This window comes from Parapusillimonas granuli, assembly GCF_013416525.1.
In the GTDB taxonomy this organism is placed as follows: Bacteria; Pseudomonadota; Gammaproteobacteria; order Burkholderiales; family Burkholderiaceae_B; genus Parapusillimonas; species Parapusillimonas granuli.
Map to the genome: position 1 here is coordinate 281,350 of NZ_JACCEM010000006.1, position 15,086 is coordinate 296,435.

Here is a 15,086-nt window from a genome sequence, read left to right on the forward strand (position 1 = left end):
GCATGCGGTTCAAGCGCCTGGATCTCATACGCTACGGCAAGTTCACCGACCGCAGCCTGGAATTTCCCTTGCGTCCGGCCGACTTCCACCTGGTGATCGGGCCCAACGAAGCCGGGAAGTCCACCTTGCGGAGCGCCGTCCTGGACCTGCTTTTCGGCCTGCCGCATCGCACGCCGCTGGATTTCCTGCACGCCAAGGCGGATCTCCGGCTCGGGGCCGCCATCGAGCGCGATGGCGGCGTGCTGGAATTCCTGCGGCTGAAGGCCAATCGCAACACTCTGCGGGCGCCGGACGAAACCCCCTTGCCCGACGGCACGCTGGAGCCCTGGCTGGGAAGCGCCCATCGGGCTTTTTTCGACAAGATGTTCGGCCTGGATCACGAACGCCTGGTGGCGGGCGGCAACAGCATCCTGAATGCGCAGGACGACGTCGGCCAGGTCCTGTTCCAGTCCGCGTCGGGCATCGCCGGCCTGGGCAAGGTGCGCGACGCCCTGGAGGCGGAAGCGGACGCCTTGTGGGCGCCGGCCAAATCCTCCCGGCGCGCCTACTACGCCGCGCGCGACCTCTACGACCAGGCGAGCTCGGACCTGAAGAACGCCATCGTGCGCACCCGCGACTGGGCCGGGGCCAGTGACCGCGTGCGCGAGCTATCCGAACGGATGCAGACGCAGCGGCGGGAGCAATCGGCCCGCCAGGAGGCGCGCGCCAAGCTGGAACGCTTGCGCCGGGTCATGCCCCTGCTGCACGAAATCGAGGCATGCGAGCGCGAGTTGGGCTCGCTGGACGGCGTCGCGCCGTTGCCGCCCGACGCGTCCCAGGTGCTGGCCCAGGCGCAGCTGGCGCTGGCCAGGGCGGGCCAGCGCCTGGAGATCCATCGCGCCGAACTCGCCCGGCTGGAGGCCGACGCCGCGGCACTGCGGGTCGACGGCAAGCTGCTCGGGCTGGGGGACGACATCGAGGCGCTGGATGCGCTGCGCCATCGCTATGCCGGCCATGCGTCGGCCATTGCCCAGGCCGAGGCGCAGAGCGCGCTGCTGCGCGACGAATTGCTCCGTTCGGCGCAAGAGCTGGGCTGGGGCGTTCCCGATCCTTCGGCCGGGGACGGGCTGCCGGCCTTGAGGGAACGCGTGCCCGGCCTGCCGCTGCGCGAGCGCCTGGCGCAGTTGCTCCGGGAACACGAATCCATCGCGCTGGCCGCCGACGCGGCCGGCGCCGCGCATGCGAGCCGGCTGGCCGATGCGCAGGCCCTGGAAGCCAAATTGCAGCACCATGCCGCGCCCGATCCGGGCGCCGAGCTTCGTTCGGCGCTGGCGCAGGCGCAGGACCTGGGCGATGCGGAACAGGCGTCCAGCCGGGCGGACCTGGCGATCCGACGCCGCCGGGAAGCGCTGGAGCAGGCCATGGCGCGGCTCGGCGCCTGGGCGCGGTCGCCGGAAGCGCTGGCCGTGGCGGACTGGCCGGCGCCGCCGGTCGTGGCCGGCTGGCTCGCGGAAAGGCAGTCGTGCCGAGCCGATCTCAAGTCGATCGCGGCCCGGCGCGACGACCAGGCCGCCGCCGTGCGGCGTCTGGCCTTGTCGGCCGAACAATTCCAGAGACTCCATCAGCCCGTGACCCGGGAAGACGTGATCGACGCGCGCCGGCAGCGGGACGCCGTCTGGCGGTCGATACGCGACGGCGGCCGGCCGCCGGCCGAAGCGGCCGACGCCTACGAAACCAGCGTGTTGCGCGCCGACGCGTTGGCGGACCAGCGTCACGACAAGGCGCGGGAAACCGCCGAGTACCGGGCGCTGGCGCAGCAGCTGGAACAGGAGCGCGCCGCCTGTGAGGACATCCGGCGCCGCCACGAGGCATGCGCGTCGGCCCTGGAGGTCCAGGAGGCGGCGTGGCGCGAGCGCTCGGCCGGCCTGGGCCTGGAAGGCATGGCGCTGGAGGAATTGCCCGACTGGCTGGCCCGGAAAGACGCCGCCCTGGAAGCGGCGCATGCGCTGGCGCGGGCGCAGGACGAACGGGACGAGCTGGCCGATGCCCAGTCCCGGGTGCGAGAGGCGCTGGAGCGGGCGCTCCTGCAGCATGGGCAGGCCGTCGCGGCCGACGCGAGCCTGGCCGCGCTGCGCGCGCAGGCCCAGCTTTGCATACGAGAGGCGGACGATGCCCGGGTGCGCCGCCAGGAATGGCTGGCGCGGCAGGCCGAGGCGCGGCCCATGCTGCGGGCGGCCGAGCAGGCGGTCCAGGCCGCCCGGGCACGGCTGGATGCCTGGCGCGCCGAATGGCGGGCGGCGGCCCTCCGGGCGGGCTTGCCCGAAGACATCGCCATGGGCGAAGCCGCCGGCGCCCTGCAGCTTTTGTCGGGGATGGCGGCCAGACTCGACGACCTGCAGCGCTTGCGGCAGGAACAGATCGATGCCCGGCGCCATGAGCTGGACGCCTTCGTGGCGCGGGCCGCCGCGCTTCGCCAGGCCGCCGGCCTTGCCATGCCCGACGGCGGCTCAGGCGTGCAGGCGGCGTTCGCGCTGTCGCGCGAACTGGCGCGACAGCTGGCCCAGGCGCGCCAGGACCACGAACGGGCCGGCGCAATCGCGCGGGCCATCCAGGACGAGCATGCGCAGCTGCGGGCTGCCGAACGGGCCGCGGCCGAGGCCCAGGCCCAGTTGCAGCCTTTGCTCGAAAGCGCCGGGCTGGGCGACCCGGCGGCGCTGCCCGAGGCGATCGCCCGTTCCGACCGCTTGCGGGAGCTGAGCGCCCGGCTGCAGGGCTTGCGGAAACGCCTGGCCGAGGACGGCGACGGCATCGGCCGCGAGCGCCTGCTGGCCGAGATGGCGCAGGTGGACGCCGCGCGGCTGCAGGCCGACCTGGCCGCCATCCAGGAAGACATGGCCGAGGCGCAGGAGCAGCAGAATGCGCTGGCGGTGGAGCTGGCGCGGGCCGAAGCGGAGCTGGCCGCCATCGCCGGCTCCGACGAGGCGGCGCGCGCCGAGGCCCGGCGGCAGGAGGCGCTGGCGGCCATGGCCGACGCCGCCGCGCGCTATGTCAAGGTATATACGGCGGCGCGTCTGTTGCGCTGGTCCATAGACCGCTACCGGGAGGAAAAACAGGGGCCGGTCCTGGCGCGCGCCAGCGATATTTTCGCAAAACTGACCCTGGGCGCTTTTGAAAGGCTGCGCGTGGATTTCGAGCGGGAGCCCATGGCGCTGCAAGGCCAGCGCGCCGACGGCAGGCTGGTCGGCATGGACGGCCTGAGCGACGGCACCCGCGACCAGCTTTACCTGGCCTTGCGCCTGGCGGCGCTGGAGCTGCACCTGGAGCAGTCGGCGCCCTTGCCCTTCATCGCCGACGACTTGTTCGTCAACTACGATGATGCGCGCGCCGAGGCGGGGCTGAGGGCGCTCGCCGACCTGGCGCGGCGCACGCAAGTGATCTTCCTGAGCCACCACGACCATATCCAAGGGCTGGCCCGGTCGGTCTTCGGCGATGAGCTGAACGTGATACGGCTGGAATAAGCCGGGCTCAGACGTCTTTGATCCCGCGCCGCTCCCGCATCGCGCGGCCGATGCGGTCGATGTCCTGGTCGGACAGCAGCCGCGCCGCCATGGGCAGGAGCTCGTCGTCTTCCCGCTTCATGTGCGCGGCATAAAGCTGGTTGAACTCGCGCACGGCTTCGGGCGCCGGCGTGGCGGGTTCGCCCGCCGCGATGCTTTGCAAGCTGGGCCGCAGGGTGCGCCACAAGGATTCCAGCCTGCGGTGGTCGGCGCACAGGCCGGCCGTCAGGCCCTGGATGCATACGGCGTCGGAACCCGCCATGGATTCCAGCAGCGCCGGGAACAGGTCGGTTTCCTCGTCGGCATGGTGCAGGACGGCGGCCGTGTCGAAATAGCGGATGATGGCGGCCGCCGCGGCCCGCGCCTGGGCGTCGCTGCCGTGCGCAGGCAGGTGCGCCAGCAGGCGTTCGAGCGTGGCGCATTGGCGTTCCACCCGGACATGACAGGCCGCCAGCATTTCCAGCGGCGCTTCGGTGCTGGCCGACGGGCCGGAGAAGCCCGGGAATTCGGTGCCCATGCGGCCTCCGTGATGATGAAGTACGCTTAACTATACTACCAAGTCACGCGGCCGGCCGCGGGGCGCGCCATGCCGCGGGCCGCGTTTTCCGCATTCGGCCTGCGCAGGGCCGGCAGCCGGCGCCGCCGCAGGGCAAGGCATCTTAATAACTGGAAGGTATAAGCATAGAGAAATAAAATTCTTGTCCGGCATTAGGCGGATCGCTAAAGTTTCATATGACTATTTGGAACCCGCATCCGCATGAAACTGTCGTTCAAGAATATAGAGAAGGAATTTTCCGATCTCCGGGTCATCGCTGATTTCAGCCGCGACATCTCCGATGGCGAGCTGGTCGCGCTGGTCGGCCCTTCGGGTTGCGGAAAATCCACGCTGCTGCACATGGCGGCGGGCCTGGAAACGCCCACGCGCGGGCAGGTGCTGGTCGACGGCGCGCCGGTGCGCGGGCCGCATCCGGAGCGCACGCTGATGTTCCAGGAAAACGCCTTGTATCCCTGGCTTACCCTGGCGCAGAACGTGGCGCTGGCGCTCGAATTCCAGGGCGTCGCCAAGGCCGCCGCCTTGAAGCAGGCGGCGTTCTGGCTGGAAAAGGTGCAGCTGCGGGGATTCGAGCAGTATTTCCCGCATCAGGTGTCGGGGGGCATGCGCCAGCGCGCCGCTCTGGCGCGCGCATTCATCTCGCACCCCAAGGCCTTGCTGCTGGACGAGCCTTTCGGCGCGCTCGACGCGCTCACGCGCATGACGCTGCAAGACGTCCTGCGCCAGCTGATCCGCGAAGCCGGCCCCACCGTGCTGCTCGTGACGCACGACGTGGACGAGGCCCTGTTCCTGGCGGACCGCATCCTGGTGTTCAGCGCGCGGCCGGCCACGGTGCTGAAGGAATTCAACCTGGCGCACCACGAAAAAACGCACGATTTGTCCGAATTCGCCGCAATGCGACGAGAAATACTCGGCTTGCTCGGCATTCACGCGGAAGCGGATGCCGCGGCGGCCCAACCAGAGGAAATAGCAGCATGAAGCTAGCACGATACATATTGCCCGTCGTGGCGGCGTTCGCCATCGCCGGCCAGGCGGTGGCCGCGGAAAAATTCAAGGTGGGCTATTTGCGCGTCATGGACGATGCGCAAGCCATCGCGGCCTACGAAGGCGGCTATTACAAGAAGCACGGGCTCGACGTCGAGCTGGTGGAATTCAAGTCGGGCACCGACCTGATCAAGGCCATCGTGGGCGGGCAGCTGGATACCGGCGTGCTGGGCTTCACCAACGCCGCGTCCTGGTCGTCCAAAGGGGCCGACCTGAAGGTGGTCGGCGGCGCGCAGCACGGCTTCCATGCCATCGTCGTGCGCGATGACGCCGGCATCAAAGACGTGGCCGGCCTCAAGGGCCGCACGCTGGCGTCCCAGAAGGAAGGCAGCACGGCCGACACCGTCCTGCGCGGCGTGGTGCTCAAGGACGCGGGCCTGAAGGCCGACGACCTGACCATCATGGGCGTGAGCCCGCAGGTGGCGGTGCAGTCCCTGGTGGGCAAGCGCGTGGAAGCGGCCTTCCTGTTCGAGCCGCAGGCGCGCATTGCGCAACTGGTCGCGCCCGTCACGCAAATCTACGAGATCGGTGAAGTCTGGCCTTTCCCCTGCATGGTGGTGATCACGTCCGGCGATACGCTCAAGAAGCGCAAGGAAGACGTCTGGAAGTCGCTGGACGCCCAGCGCGACGCCATCGATCTGCTGCAGAACAAGCCCGAAGAGGCGGCCAAGCTGATCGCCAGCTACTTCATTTCCGAGCCCACGCTCAAAACGCTGAAGCACGGCGAGGTGCCGCGCGAAGACGTCATCCGCGACGCCATCAAGAGCCAGACCTTCAGCCCCATCCTGACGGACAAGGAACAGGCCCGCATGCAGGAGATCGCCGACATCATGCAAGGGCAGGGCGCGCTCAAGACGCGCGACGGCAAGCCCTTCGACGTCGGCACCATCATCGACCTGGAATGGCAGAAAGCCCGCAAGCTGTGAACCCATAGGGCTGGCGCGGCTCCCGCGGCGCAAGCCGCGAGGCCGCCCCGGCCGCGACTAGGTCTTCAACCCCCAGAGATGGCCGGCCTGTGCACCGGCCGTCTTTCATTTCAAGGCATACATGAGCACCCAAAAACGCATCTCCGGTTATCAAAAAAAGCTTGCTATGGTGATAGCGGTGCTTGCCATCCTGCTGCTGTGGCAGTCGGCCGCATGGACGCTGCCCGACTTCCTCATGCCCGGGGTCCCGGCCGTCATCGTCAGGCTCTGGGAAGACATCCGGGCCAGCGAGTTCCAGGCGGCGCTGTCGGGCAGCCTGCTGCGGCTGGGGCTGGGCTACGGCTTCGCCCTGCTGTTCGGCGTCGGCTTCGGCCTGATCGGGGGCATTCTGTTCTTCTTCCGCGAGGTCCTGAAGTCCGCCATCATCATCCTGCAGTCGATACCCTCCATCGCCTGGGTGCCGCTGTTCCTGATCATGATGGGCTTCGGCAACATGCCGATGATCGTCGTGATCGCGCTGTCCGCCTTTTTCCCGGCCGCGCTGTCCGTCATGAACGCGACCGAAAGCGTGCTGCAGGTGCACGTCTCGGCGGCGCGCGTCATGGGCGCGAGCCGCTGGGACATGCTCCGGCGCGTCTACCTGCCGGCGGTGATGCCGGAGCTGATCACCGGCGCCCAGCTGGCTTTCGGCAATGCCTGGCGCGCGCTGATTTCCGCCGAGATGCTGATCGGCTTCGGGAAAGGCCTGGGCAGGTCGCTGGCCTATGCGGGCGAGACCGCCGACATGGTCGGCGTGATGGCCAACATCCTGACCATCGCCGTGCTGGCCACCTTGATCGACCAGGTCATCCTGGAAAACCTCAAGCGGCGCGTGCTCCGTTATCAATACGTATAGGTCGTCCATCATGAACAAAGCCGCTACCTCATTCCGGTCCCCGCCGCGGTCGGCGCGCTGGCGGGTGCCGGCGGCGGCAGCCGTGCTGGCCTTTGCCGCCGCAAGCGCCGGAGCGGCCGGCGGCGCGCAGCCCGTCTCCGACCGGGTGACGGTGGGCCTGCATTACGTGGCCCCGCCCTTCGTCGGCGGCTCGAAAGTCCGCACTCCCGAAGCGCTCGACGCCGACCTGGCCGCGGCGCTGGCGGAGCGCCTGCACAAGCCCCTGCGCGCCGTGGCGCTGGACGAATCCCGGGACGCCGTCCCCAGGCTCGACGGCCGGGACGCCGTGCTGGCCGCGCTCGACGAGGCGCAGCTGCCCGACGGCGTCGTCGCCGTGCCGTCGGGATACGTGGCGCGGCCCATGGCCATCATGCGCAGCGATACCGACATCAAGACCTGGGAACAGCTGAAAGGCCGGACGGTGTGCCTGTCCGAGGGCGGCTTGTACGTGGGAAGCATGGCGGCCCGCTTCGGCGCCCTGGAAAAGCCTCAGCGCGCGCCGGCGGATTCCCTGTTGGCCCTGCGCATCGGCGAATGCGATGCGGCGGTCCATGACGACGTCATGCTGAAAGAATTGCTGAAGCTGCCCGAATGGAAGAAGTTCTCCGCCAGCCTGCCGCCCGGCCCCGCTCGTCCGCTGACCTTCGTCCTGCCCGGCGAGAACGCCGCGGCCATCGTCGCGGCAAGAAAGCTGGCGAGCGAATGGAAGGCAAGTCGGCGGCTGGCCGAGCTGAACCGGCGGCGCGTGCAGGACATCGCGTTCGAAGTCTATCTGGACCAGGTCGTGGAAGACTGCCATTGAGCGGGCCCCAGGCCGGACGCCTCCCGGGGTATAGTGTCCCGTTCATCCTGACGTCCTGAAAGGAAGGCGACATGAAGACGATAGGCTTATTGGGCGGCATGAGCTGGGAAAGTACCGTGGACTACTATCGCGGTATCAACACGGGCATCAAGCAGGCGCTGGGCGGGCTGCACTCCGCGCGCATCGTGCTGTACAGCGTGGATTTCCAGCCCATCGAGCGCCTGCAGCATGCGGGCGACTGGCCGGCCGCCGGCCGGGTGCTGGCGGACGCCGCCAGGCGCGTCGAGGCGGCGGGCGCGGATGGCCTGCTGCTGTGCACGAACACCATGCACAAAGTCGCGGACGAGATCGAACGCGCGGTCTCGATTCCGTTCCTGCACATCGCCGACCCGACCGCCGCGGCGCTCGTCCGGGACGGGGTCGAAAGAGTGGGGCTGCTGGGAACGGCTTTTACGATGGAGCAGGATTTCTACAAGGGCCGCCTGCGTGATCGGCACGGCCTGGAAGTGATGGTGCCCGGGGACGAAGGCCGGAAGGCGGTGCACGAGATCATTTACCAGGAGTTGTGCCAGGGGAGCATTCGGGCGGAGTCCAGGCAGCGCTATCTCGAGATCATCGACGAGCTGGCGCGCCGGGGCGCGCAGGCGGTCATACTGGGCTGCACTGAAATCGGCCTGCTGGTGAAGCAGGGGGACACCGCGGTGCCTTTGTATGACACGACTCAGCTGCATGTGGGGCGCGCGGTGGACTTCGCGTTGGGGTGACGCGCAGAGGTCTATGCCCTTGACGTGATTTGCGTGGCGGCTGCTGCGTTCTCGCCTCCCCGCCAGCCCCCCTTCGCGACTTCCTCGATCAACTCCAGCATCGCCTGAGCCGCCAGCGACAGCGACTGATCCTTCCTCTTCACCAATAGAATCGGCCGCTTGTGACTGGACTTCAAAGGAATGGCCACGAGGTCCAGTTGCCGGAACTGATACAAGGTGAGCTCCGGCACCAGGCATACCCCCAGTCCCTCCTTCACCAGGCCGGCGGCCGTCGCCAGGTGCTCCACATCGAAGCCCGAATCCCGCGCCGCCGCGTTGCCCAGCAGCACGTCCACGTGCTGGCGCACGCTGGACGACTTGGCCAGGTGCACGAGCTCCTCGCCGGCGAGTTCGGCGGGCCTCACCGTTTTCTTGCGCGCCAAAGGGTGGTCGCGCCGGCACACCACGTAGAAAGGGTCGCTGAGCAGCGTGCGCGCATCGAATTCGGCCGCCTTGGGGCCCGCCGCGGTCAGGGCCAGGTCCGCGCTGCCGGCGCGCAGCAAAGACAGGCAAGGGTCTGACAGCGCATCGTGCAGGCTCACCGCCACGCCCGGGTAGCGCCGCCGGTACTCGGCGATGACCCTGGGCAGCACCGTGGCGGCCAGCGAGGGCAGGGCGGCGATCGATACCCGGCCGCGGCGGCGCGCGACGTAGTCCGCCATGTTCTCGAAGGCCGATTCGATTTCGGCGATGAGCGAGCGGGCCGCTTCGGCGAACAGCTCGCCTTCCGGGGTCAGCGCCACTTTCCGGGTGTCGCGCTCGAACAGCCGCGTGCCCACCTGGGCTTCCAGCTTCTGGATCATGACGCTGAGCGCCGATTGCGAAGTATTGCAACGTTCGGCCGCACGGGTGAAGTGCTTCAGCTCCGCCAGCGCGACGAAGGCATACAGCAGCCGGGACGAAATATTGGCGGGCATGGATTGATACCTGAAAACGATCAATCAATCGGAGATTTTCATTTTACTTAATTTATTTCCAGGACCACAATCGATGGCGGATTCCCTTCAACTCGCCGGCCATCGCCGCGAAAACATCAGGGGCATGAATGAAGTGCATAAGAATCGGCTCGGGCGCCGGCTATTCGGGTGATCGCATCGAACCCGCGGTCGAGCTCGCGGAGCGCGGCGGCCTGGACTACATGATTTTCGAATGCCTGGCCGAGCGCACGATCGCTCTGGCGCAGCGGGCCAAGTCCGCCGACCCCGCCGCGGGCTTCGACCCCCTGCTCGAAGACCGCATGCGCGCGGTGCTGCCCGCATGCCGCCGCGGCGGGATCCGGATCCTGACCAATATGGGCGCGGCCAACCCTCTGGCCGCCGCCGAAAAAGTGCGGGACATCGCCCGGTCGCTGAACCTGACGGGGCTGAAAGTGGCCGCGGTGCTCGGCGACGATGTCCTGGACCGCATTCGGGCCGGCGCGTACACGGACGACACCGGCCGGCCCATCAGCCGCTTTGGCGAGCGCCTGCTGTCCGCCAACGCCTATATCGGCGCCGCGCCGCTGGTCGATGCGCTGGCCCAGGGGGCCGACGTCGTCATCACCGGCCGCGCCGCCGATCCGGCGCTGGTCCTGGCGCCCGTCATCCACGAATTCGGCTGGGCCATGGACGACTGGCACCGCCTGGGCCGGGGAACCCTGGTCGGCCACCTGCTGGAATGCGGCGGGCAGATCACGGGCGGCTATTTCGCCGATCCGGGGTACAAAGACGTGCCCGGCCTGGCGCGGCTGGGTTTTCCCATCGGGGAAGTCCACGAGGACGGATCCGCCGTCATCACGAAAGTGACGGGCAGCGGCGGCCGGGTGACGCCGGCCACCTGCAAAGAGCAGATACTCTACGAAATCCATGATCCCCGTTCCTACATCACGCCCGACGTGGTCGCGGATTTTTCGGGCGTCCGCGTCGAAGCGCTGGGCCCGGACCGGGTGCGCATCGACGGCGCCGGCGGCCGGCCCGCGCCGGCGTCGCTGAAGGTGTCGGTGGGCTATCTGGACAGCTACCTCGGGGAAGGCCAGATCTCCTATGCCGGGCCCGGCGCGCTGGCGCGGGCCCGGCTGGCCCTGGACATCGTGGCCGAGCGCCTGAGGATGACGGGCGTGCAAGCCCGCGATCTGCGCTACGACCTGATCGGCGTGAACGCCCTGCATGGGGACGGCTTGTCCGCCGGCGCGCCGGAACCCTACGAGGTCCGGGCCCGCGTGGCGGGCCGGGCGGACAGCCTGAAAGAGGCCATGCGCATCGCGAACGAGGTGGAAAGCCTGTACACCTGCGGCCCGGCGGGCGGCGGCGGCGCGACCAAATCGGCCAGGGACATCGTGGCGGTGGTTTCCACTTTCCTGCCGCGCGATGAAGTGAAGACTTCCGTGCATTTCAGGGTGAGCTGACATGCTATTGAGAGACATCGCCCATGCGCGGGCCGGCGACAAAGGCAATATTTCCAGCATTGCCGTCATCGTCTACGACCGGAAAGACTATGCCCTGATCGAGCGGCACCTGATGCCCGAGCGCGTGAAGGCCCATTTCGCCGGCCTCGTGCACGGCACGGTGGAACGCTACGCCGTGCCCGGCCTGGGGGCGTTGAATTTCGTGATGCGCGATGCCCTGGCGGGCGGCGTGACACGATCGCTGGCGCTCGACGCGCACGGCAAATCGCTTAGCTCGGCCATCCTGAGCATGGAGATTCCCGAGACCCCGGCCGGCTGAAGAAGACCGGCGCCCATGACCATTACCAAAAGGAGACATGTCATGCGTTCAATGAAACTACCCTATCTCGCCGCGTTATGCCTGGCGCTGGCGGCGGCGCCGGCCGCGGCCGAGTTCCCGGACAAGCCGATCCGCCTGGTGGTGCCGTTCGCGGCGGGCACGGCCACCGACCAGCTGGCGCGCGCGCTGGGCCAGGCCATCACCGAGGAATCCAAGCACCAGGTCGTGGTCGACAACCGGCCGGGCGGCAACGGCTTCATCGGCGCCAACGAGGCCGCGCGCGCCGCGCCCGACGGCTATACGGTCTTCATCACCACCAACACCACGCACGCGGCGGCCGAGCATCTGTTCAAGTCGCTGCCCTACGATCCCGTGAAGGACTTCACGCCGATCACGGCGCTGGGCAAAGGTGGGCAGATCATGGTGGTGAACAGCGAGTCGCCGGTAAAGAGCGTGAAGGATTTCATCGCGCTGGCAAAGAAGGAGCCCGGCACCCTGACCTTCGGCAGCGGCAGTTCTTCCAGCCGGGTGGCGGGCGAACTGTTCCAGCAGCTGGCCGATGTGAAAATCCTGCACGTGCCGTACAAAAGCAATACTTTCGCGGTCACGGATCTGCTGGGCGGGCAGATCGACATGATGATCACCGATACGTCGACGGGGCTGCCGCACATCAAGAGCGGGAAGCTGCGCGCGCTGGGCTATTCGGCCAAGACCCGCTCGTCGCTGGCGCCCGATGTGCCCACCATCGAGGAGGCCGGCGTGCCGGGCTATGACATCGGCTACTGGTTCGCGGCCTATGCGCCCGCCAAGACGCCGGAGCCGGTCATCGCGAAGCTGCACGAGCTGCTGACCCGCGCGGCGCAGAGCCCAGGCGCCAAGTCGGCCTTCTATGGGCGCAGCGGCGTCGACGTATACGTGACGACGCCGGACGAACTCGCGAAGTTCCAGGCGGACGAAACCAGGAAATGGGGCGAGATCATCACCAAGGCCGGCATCGAGAAGGGTTGATGCGGGGGCCGGCGGCCGCGGCTCAGGCGCTTTTCAAGCCGCCGCCGGGCCGCTGGTGGGGTTCTTCCACCGCCGGGTCGCAGCTGCGCGTGCCCAGCGAGTCGGCCTGGGTGACGTGGCTGCCGGGCGGCACGTCGTGGATCAGCCAGACGTTGCCGCCTATGGTGCAGCCGCGGCCCAGGGTGACGCGGCCCAGTATCGTGGCGCCCGCGTAGATGACCACGTCGTCTTCGACGATGGGGTGGCGGGGCAGGCCTTTCTCGAGCTTGCCGTTCGCGTCGGTGGGAAAGCGTTTGGCGCCCAGGGTGACGGCCTGATAGATGCGGACGCCCTTGCCGATGATGGTGGTTTCGCCGATGACCACGCCCGTGCCGTGGTCGATGAAAAAGCTTTCCCCGATTTGCGCGCCCGGGTGGATGTCGATGCCCGTCAGGGAATGGGCGATCTCGGACGACATGCGGGCGAGCAAAGGCAGGCCCTGCTTGTAGAACTGATGCGCGATGCGGTGGTGGATCATGGCCAGCACGCCCGGATAGCAAAGCAGCACCTCGTCCACGCTGCGCGCGGCGGGGTCGCCCTGGTAGGCCGCGAGCACGTCGGAATCCAGCAGCCGGCGGATGTCGGGCAGCGAGCTTGCGAAGGCCTGCACCACCGATACGGCGCGCGCCTCGACGTCGATTTGCGCATCGGGCTCATGGCGGGCCTGGTAGCTCAGTTCCAGCATCACCTGGCCCAGCAGGGCGTGCAGGGCCGAATCGAGCGTATGGCCGATGTAGAAGTCCTCGCTTTCCTGGCGCAGGTCCAGCGGCCCCAGGCGCATGGGGAACAACACGCCTTTCAGGTCGTCGAGTATGCGGGACAGCGCCTGCGGCGAGGGGAATTCGCGCCCGCCGGGTTCCAGCGAACGCCCTTGCAGGGTGCGCCAGTCCTGCCGGATGGCATTGAGGGACTGGACGATGTGGTTGATCTCGAAAACTGCCATGTAGGGTCTCCTGCCTGAACCGTTGGGCGGCGCATCCGCGCGATTCACGGCATGAATGGTGGGGTGAAGCGCAAATGATGCTGCGGAAACAATTATGATACCAACCTATTTCAACGAAACCGCAACAGACTCACGCATCAATGGATCACAAGCTCAGCCCGTCGACCGTCCTGCTTTTACTGGTTCCGCCGCTGCTCTGGGCGGGCAATGCGGTGGTGGGGCGGCTGGTCATCGAAATGATCCCGCCCATCACCCTCAATTTCCTGCGCTGGCTGATCGCCGCCGTTTTCGTGATCCCCCTCGGGTATTCGGTATTCAAGAAGGGCAGCGGCCTGTGGCGGCTGCGGCGGCGCTACGCCATGCTCGGCCTGCTGGGCATCGGCCTGTACAACGGCCTGCAGTATCTGGCCCTGCACAGCTCCACGCCCATCAACGTCACCCTGGTGGGGGCGAGCATGCCCGTGTGGATGCTGCTGATCGGCATGCTGTTCTTTCGCAGCCGCATCGCCGGCCGGCAGTTGCTGGGCGCCATGCTGTCCCTGACGGGCGTGCTGGTGGTGCTGGGGCGCGGCGAATGGCAGCAGCTGCTGCAGCTGCGTTTCGTCGCCGGCGACATCTTCATGATCGTCGCGACCATAATCTGGGCCTTCTATAGCTGGATGCTGGTGCAGTCGGCCGACACGCCCGAGATCCGGCGGAACTGGGCCACTTTCCTGGTCGCGCAACTGTCTTTCGGCGTGATGTGGTCGGGCCTGTTCGCCGCCGGGGAATGGGCGCTGTCGAGCGCCGCGATCGAATGGAGCCTGCCGCTGGGCGCGGCGCTGCTGTACGTGGCGGTGGGCCCGGCCATCATCGCCTTCATGTGCTGGGGCATAGGGGTGCAGCGGGCGGGGCCGGCCACGGCCGGCTTCTTCAGCAACCTGACGCCTTTGTTCGCGGCGCTGATGTCCTCGGCCTTCCTGGGCGAAATGCCGCATCTGTACCATGCCGCGGCCTTCGCCCTGATCGTCGGCGGCATCTGGTTTTCCACCCGGCGCTAGGCAGCGGCCGGCCTTACGCGCCCGCTTGCGGCGCCGGACCGGGCAGCGCGAACAGGTCGAAGAAGGCCTGCAGGGCCGCGGGGTCCCCCGACAGCGTGAGCTTGCCGGACCGCAGCGCTTCATGCAGGTCCGCCTTGCCATACGCGAGCCGCAGCAAGGTCTGTGTATCGGTTGTGGCGCAGGCCCGGGCGTGCTCGTCTTCCCCGCGCCGGACCTTCAGTTCGCCGCCGCCGGCTTCGACGAGGAATGCCTGGCCTTCGAGCTGCAGCTGGATGCGCAGTTCGCGCCCATGCAGACGCCGGGGACAGGCCAGGGCTTTGAATGACAGGACCAGGGCGTCCACCCCCAGCGGCGCGCCGCGGATGAATGCCGGCGACCGCAGCCCCCAGCGCACCAGTTCCATGACCGCGGGCTCCAGTTCGCGCCCCCAATCGGTGAGCTCGTAGGCCCAGGCGCTGGCGGGAGGAGGCAGCTTGCGGCGCCTGAGCACGAAAGCGGCTTCCAGCTCGCCCAGCCTTTGGGTGAGCACATTGGGACTGATGCCCGCCAGGCCGGCGCGAAGGTCCGTGAAGCGCTTGGGGCCCAGCAGCAGTTCGCGCACGATGAGCAGCGCCCAGCGCTCGCCCACGAGATCGAGCGCATGCGCCGCCGCGCAGCCGTCGGAGTAGCTTCGTTTTATTGCCATGCGTAACAGTATACCACCAAACTCCTAAAAAAAATCTGTTTAGTTGTTTTTTAGGACTTCATGATGGTAAA

The 15,086-nt window shown here is 67.8% G+C and carries 14 protein-coding genes; 10 read left to right on the forward strand and 4 right to left on the reverse strand.

Annotated elements, in window-relative coordinates; genetic code table 11:
- Window positions 1-2: 2 nt before the first annotated feature.
- On the forward strand, window positions 3-3,497 hold the full coding sequence (locus H0A72_RS13250; protein ID WP_180156049.1) for an ATP-binding protein: 3,495 nt from the start codon (window positions 3-5) through the stop codon (window positions 3,495-3,497).
- A 7-nt stretch (window positions 3,498-3,504) separates the two neighbouring features.
- On the opposite strand, the gene H0A72_RS13255 is transcribed toward H0A72_RS13250, so the two are convergent.
- A complete protein-coding gene (locus H0A72_RS13255) occupies window positions 3,505-4,053 on the reverse strand; it encodes a hemerythrin domain-containing protein (protein ID WP_180156051.1) in 549 nt (182 codons plus the stop codon).
- 240 nt (window positions 4,054-4,293) lie between these two features.
- Between H0A72_RS13255 and H0A72_RS13260 the strand changes: the two genes are divergently transcribed.
- From H0A72_RS13260 to H0A72_RS13280, 5 genes are all read left to right on the forward strand, one after another.
- Window positions 4,294-5,067, forward strand: a complete 774-nt coding sequence (locus H0A72_RS13260; RefSeq protein ID WP_180156053.1) for an ABC transporter ATP-binding protein — start codon at window positions 4,294-4,296, stop codon at window positions 5,065-5,067.
- The gene (locus tag H0A72_RS13265; protein ID WP_180156055.1) at window positions 5,064-6,059 is read left to right on the forward strand and encodes an ABC transporter substrate-binding protein; all 996 of its coding nucleotides are present in this window, start codon (window positions 5,064-5,066) and stop codon (window positions 6,057-6,059) included. Before H0A72_RS13260 ends, H0A72_RS13265 begins: the two co-directional genes overlap by 4 nt.
- Before the next feature lie 121 nt (window positions 6,060-6,180).
- Window positions 6,181-6,954 carry an ABC transporter permease gene (locus H0A72_RS13270; RefSeq protein WP_180156057.1) on the forward strand — a complete coding sequence of 258 codons (774 nt, stop codon included), beginning with the start codon at window positions 6,181-6,183 and terminating at the stop codon, window positions 6,952-6,954.
- Between the two features lie 10 nt (window positions 6,955-6,964).
- Window positions 6,965-7,795 (forward strand): type 2 periplasmic-binding domain-containing protein, encoded by an 831-nt coding sequence (locus H0A72_RS13275; protein ID WP_180156059.1) that lies wholly within the window; start codon window positions 6,965-6,967, stop codon window positions 7,793-7,795.
- A 71-nt stretch (window positions 7,796-7,866) separates the two neighbouring features.
- Window positions 7,867-8,559, forward strand: coding sequence for an aspartate/glutamate racemase family protein (locus H0A72_RS13280; protein WP_180156061.1), 693 nt, complete (start codon window positions 7,867-7,869; stop codon window positions 8,557-8,559).
- A gap of 11 nt (window positions 8,560-8,570) precedes the next feature.
- Here H0A72_RS13280 and H0A72_RS13285 read toward each other — a convergent pair whose 3' ends face one another.
- Entirely contained in the window at window positions 8,571-9,515 is a 945-nt protein-coding gene (locus tag H0A72_RS13285; protein WP_180156062.1) for a LysR family transcriptional regulator, read from the reverse strand.
- Between the two features lie 128 nt (window positions 9,516-9,643).
- On the opposite strand from H0A72_RS13285, the gene H0A72_RS13290 reads away from it, so the two are divergent.
- Genes H0A72_RS13290 through H0A72_RS13300 form a run of 3 tightly spaced genes read left to right on the forward strand, consistent with a single transcriptional unit; the run spans window position 9,644 to window position 12,308 of the window.
- On the forward strand, window positions 9,644-10,981 hold the full coding sequence (locus tag H0A72_RS13290) for an acyclic terpene utilization AtuA family protein (protein WP_180156064.1): 1,338 nt from the start codon (window positions 9,644-9,646) through the stop codon (window positions 10,979-10,981).
- Window position 10,982: 1 nt separating this feature from the next.
- Window positions 10,983-11,300 carry an AtuA-related protein gene (locus H0A72_RS13295; RefSeq protein ID WP_180156066.1) on the forward strand — a complete coding sequence of 106 codons (318 nt, stop codon included), beginning with the start codon at window positions 10,983-10,985 and terminating at the stop codon, window positions 11,298-11,300.
- A gap of 42 nt (window positions 11,301-11,342) precedes the next feature.
- A complete protein-coding gene (locus H0A72_RS13300) occupies window positions 11,343-12,308 on the forward strand; it encodes a Bug family tripartite tricarboxylate transporter substrate binding protein (RefSeq protein WP_180156068.1) in 966 nt (321 codons plus the stop codon).
- A 22-nt stretch (window positions 12,309-12,330) separates the two neighbouring features.
- Here H0A72_RS13300 and epsC read toward each other — a convergent pair whose 3' ends face one another.
- Window positions 12,331-13,290: a serine O-acetyltransferase EpsC gene (gene epsC, locus H0A72_RS13305; RefSeq protein WP_180156070.1), complete on the reverse strand. Its 960-nt coding sequence runs from the start codon at window positions 13,288-13,290 to the stop codon at window positions 12,331-12,333.
- Between the two features lie 140 nt (window positions 13,291-13,430).
- Between epsC and H0A72_RS13310 the strand changes: the two genes are divergently transcribed.
- Window positions 13,431-14,330: a DMT family transporter gene (locus tag H0A72_RS13310; RefSeq protein WP_180156072.1), complete on the forward strand. Its 900-nt coding sequence runs from the start codon at window positions 13,431-13,433 to the stop codon at window positions 14,328-14,330.
- Between the two features lie 13 nt (window positions 14,331-14,343).
- Here H0A72_RS13310 and H0A72_RS13315 read toward each other — a convergent pair whose 3' ends face one another.
- Complete coding sequence (locus tag H0A72_RS13315; protein WP_180156074.1) at window positions 14,344-15,015, reverse strand: winged helix-turn-helix transcriptional regulator; 672 nt, start codon at window positions 15,013-15,015, stop codon at window positions 14,344-14,346.
- Between the last annotated feature and the right edge of the window lie 71 nt (window positions 15,016-15,086).

What these genes read in the sequence shown, in the direction of transcription:
- H0A72_RS13255 (WP_180156051.1), bottom strand. Translation starts at nt 4,053, where the DNA reads ATGGGCACCGAATTCCCGGGCTTCTCCGGCCCGTCGGCCAGCACCGAA.
- H0A72_RS13280 (WP_180156061.1), top strand. Translation starts at nt 7,867, where the DNA reads ATGAAGACGATAGGCTTATTGGGCGGCATGAGCTGGGAAAGTACCGTG.
- H0A72_RS13315 (WP_180156074.1), bottom strand. Translation starts at nt 15,015, where the DNA reads ATGGCAATAAAACGAAGCTACTCCGACGGCTGCGCGGCGGCGCATGCG.
- H0A72_RS13250 (WP_180156049.1), top strand. Translation starts at nt 3, where the DNA reads ATGCGGTTCAAGCGCCTGGATCTCATACGCTACGGCAAGTTCACCGAC.
- epsC (WP_180156070.1), bottom strand. Translation starts at nt 13,290, where the DNA reads ATGGCAGTTTTCGAGATCAACCACATCGTCCAGTCCCTCAATGCCATC.
- H0A72_RS13285 (WP_180156062.1), bottom strand. Translation starts at nt 9,515, where the DNA reads ATGCCCGCCAATATTTCGTCCCGGCTGCTGTATGCCTTCGTCGCGCTG.
- H0A72_RS13290 (WP_180156064.1), top strand. Translation starts at nt 9,644, where the DNA reads ATGAAGTGCATAAGAATCGGCTCGGGCGCCGGCTATTCGGGTGATCGC.
- H0A72_RS13310 (WP_180156072.1), top strand. Translation starts at nt 13,431, where the DNA reads ATGGATCACAAGCTCAGCCCGTCGACCGTCCTGCTTTTACTGGTTCCG.
- H0A72_RS13295 (WP_180156066.1), top strand. Translation starts at nt 10,983, where the DNA reads ATGCTATTGAGAGACATCGCCCATGCGCGGGCCGGCGACAAAGGCAAT.
- H0A72_RS13265 (WP_180156055.1), top strand. Translation starts at nt 5,064, where the DNA reads ATGAAGCTAGCACGATACATATTGCCCGTCGTGGCGGCGTTCGCCATC.
- H0A72_RS13275 (WP_180156059.1), top strand. Translation starts at nt 6,965, where the DNA reads ATGAACAAAGCCGCTACCTCATTCCGGTCCCCGCCGCGGTCGGCGCGC.
- H0A72_RS13270 (WP_180156057.1), top strand. Translation starts at nt 6,181, where the DNA reads ATGAGCACCCAAAAACGCATCTCCGGTTATCAAAAAAAGCTTGCTATG.
- H0A72_RS13260 (WP_180156053.1), top strand. Translation starts at nt 4,294, where the DNA reads ATGAAACTGTCGTTCAAGAATATAGAGAAGGAATTTTCCGATCTCCGG.
- H0A72_RS13300 (WP_180156068.1), top strand. Translation starts at nt 11,343, where the DNA reads ATGCGTTCAATGAAACTACCCTATCTCGCCGCGTTATGCCTGGCGCTG.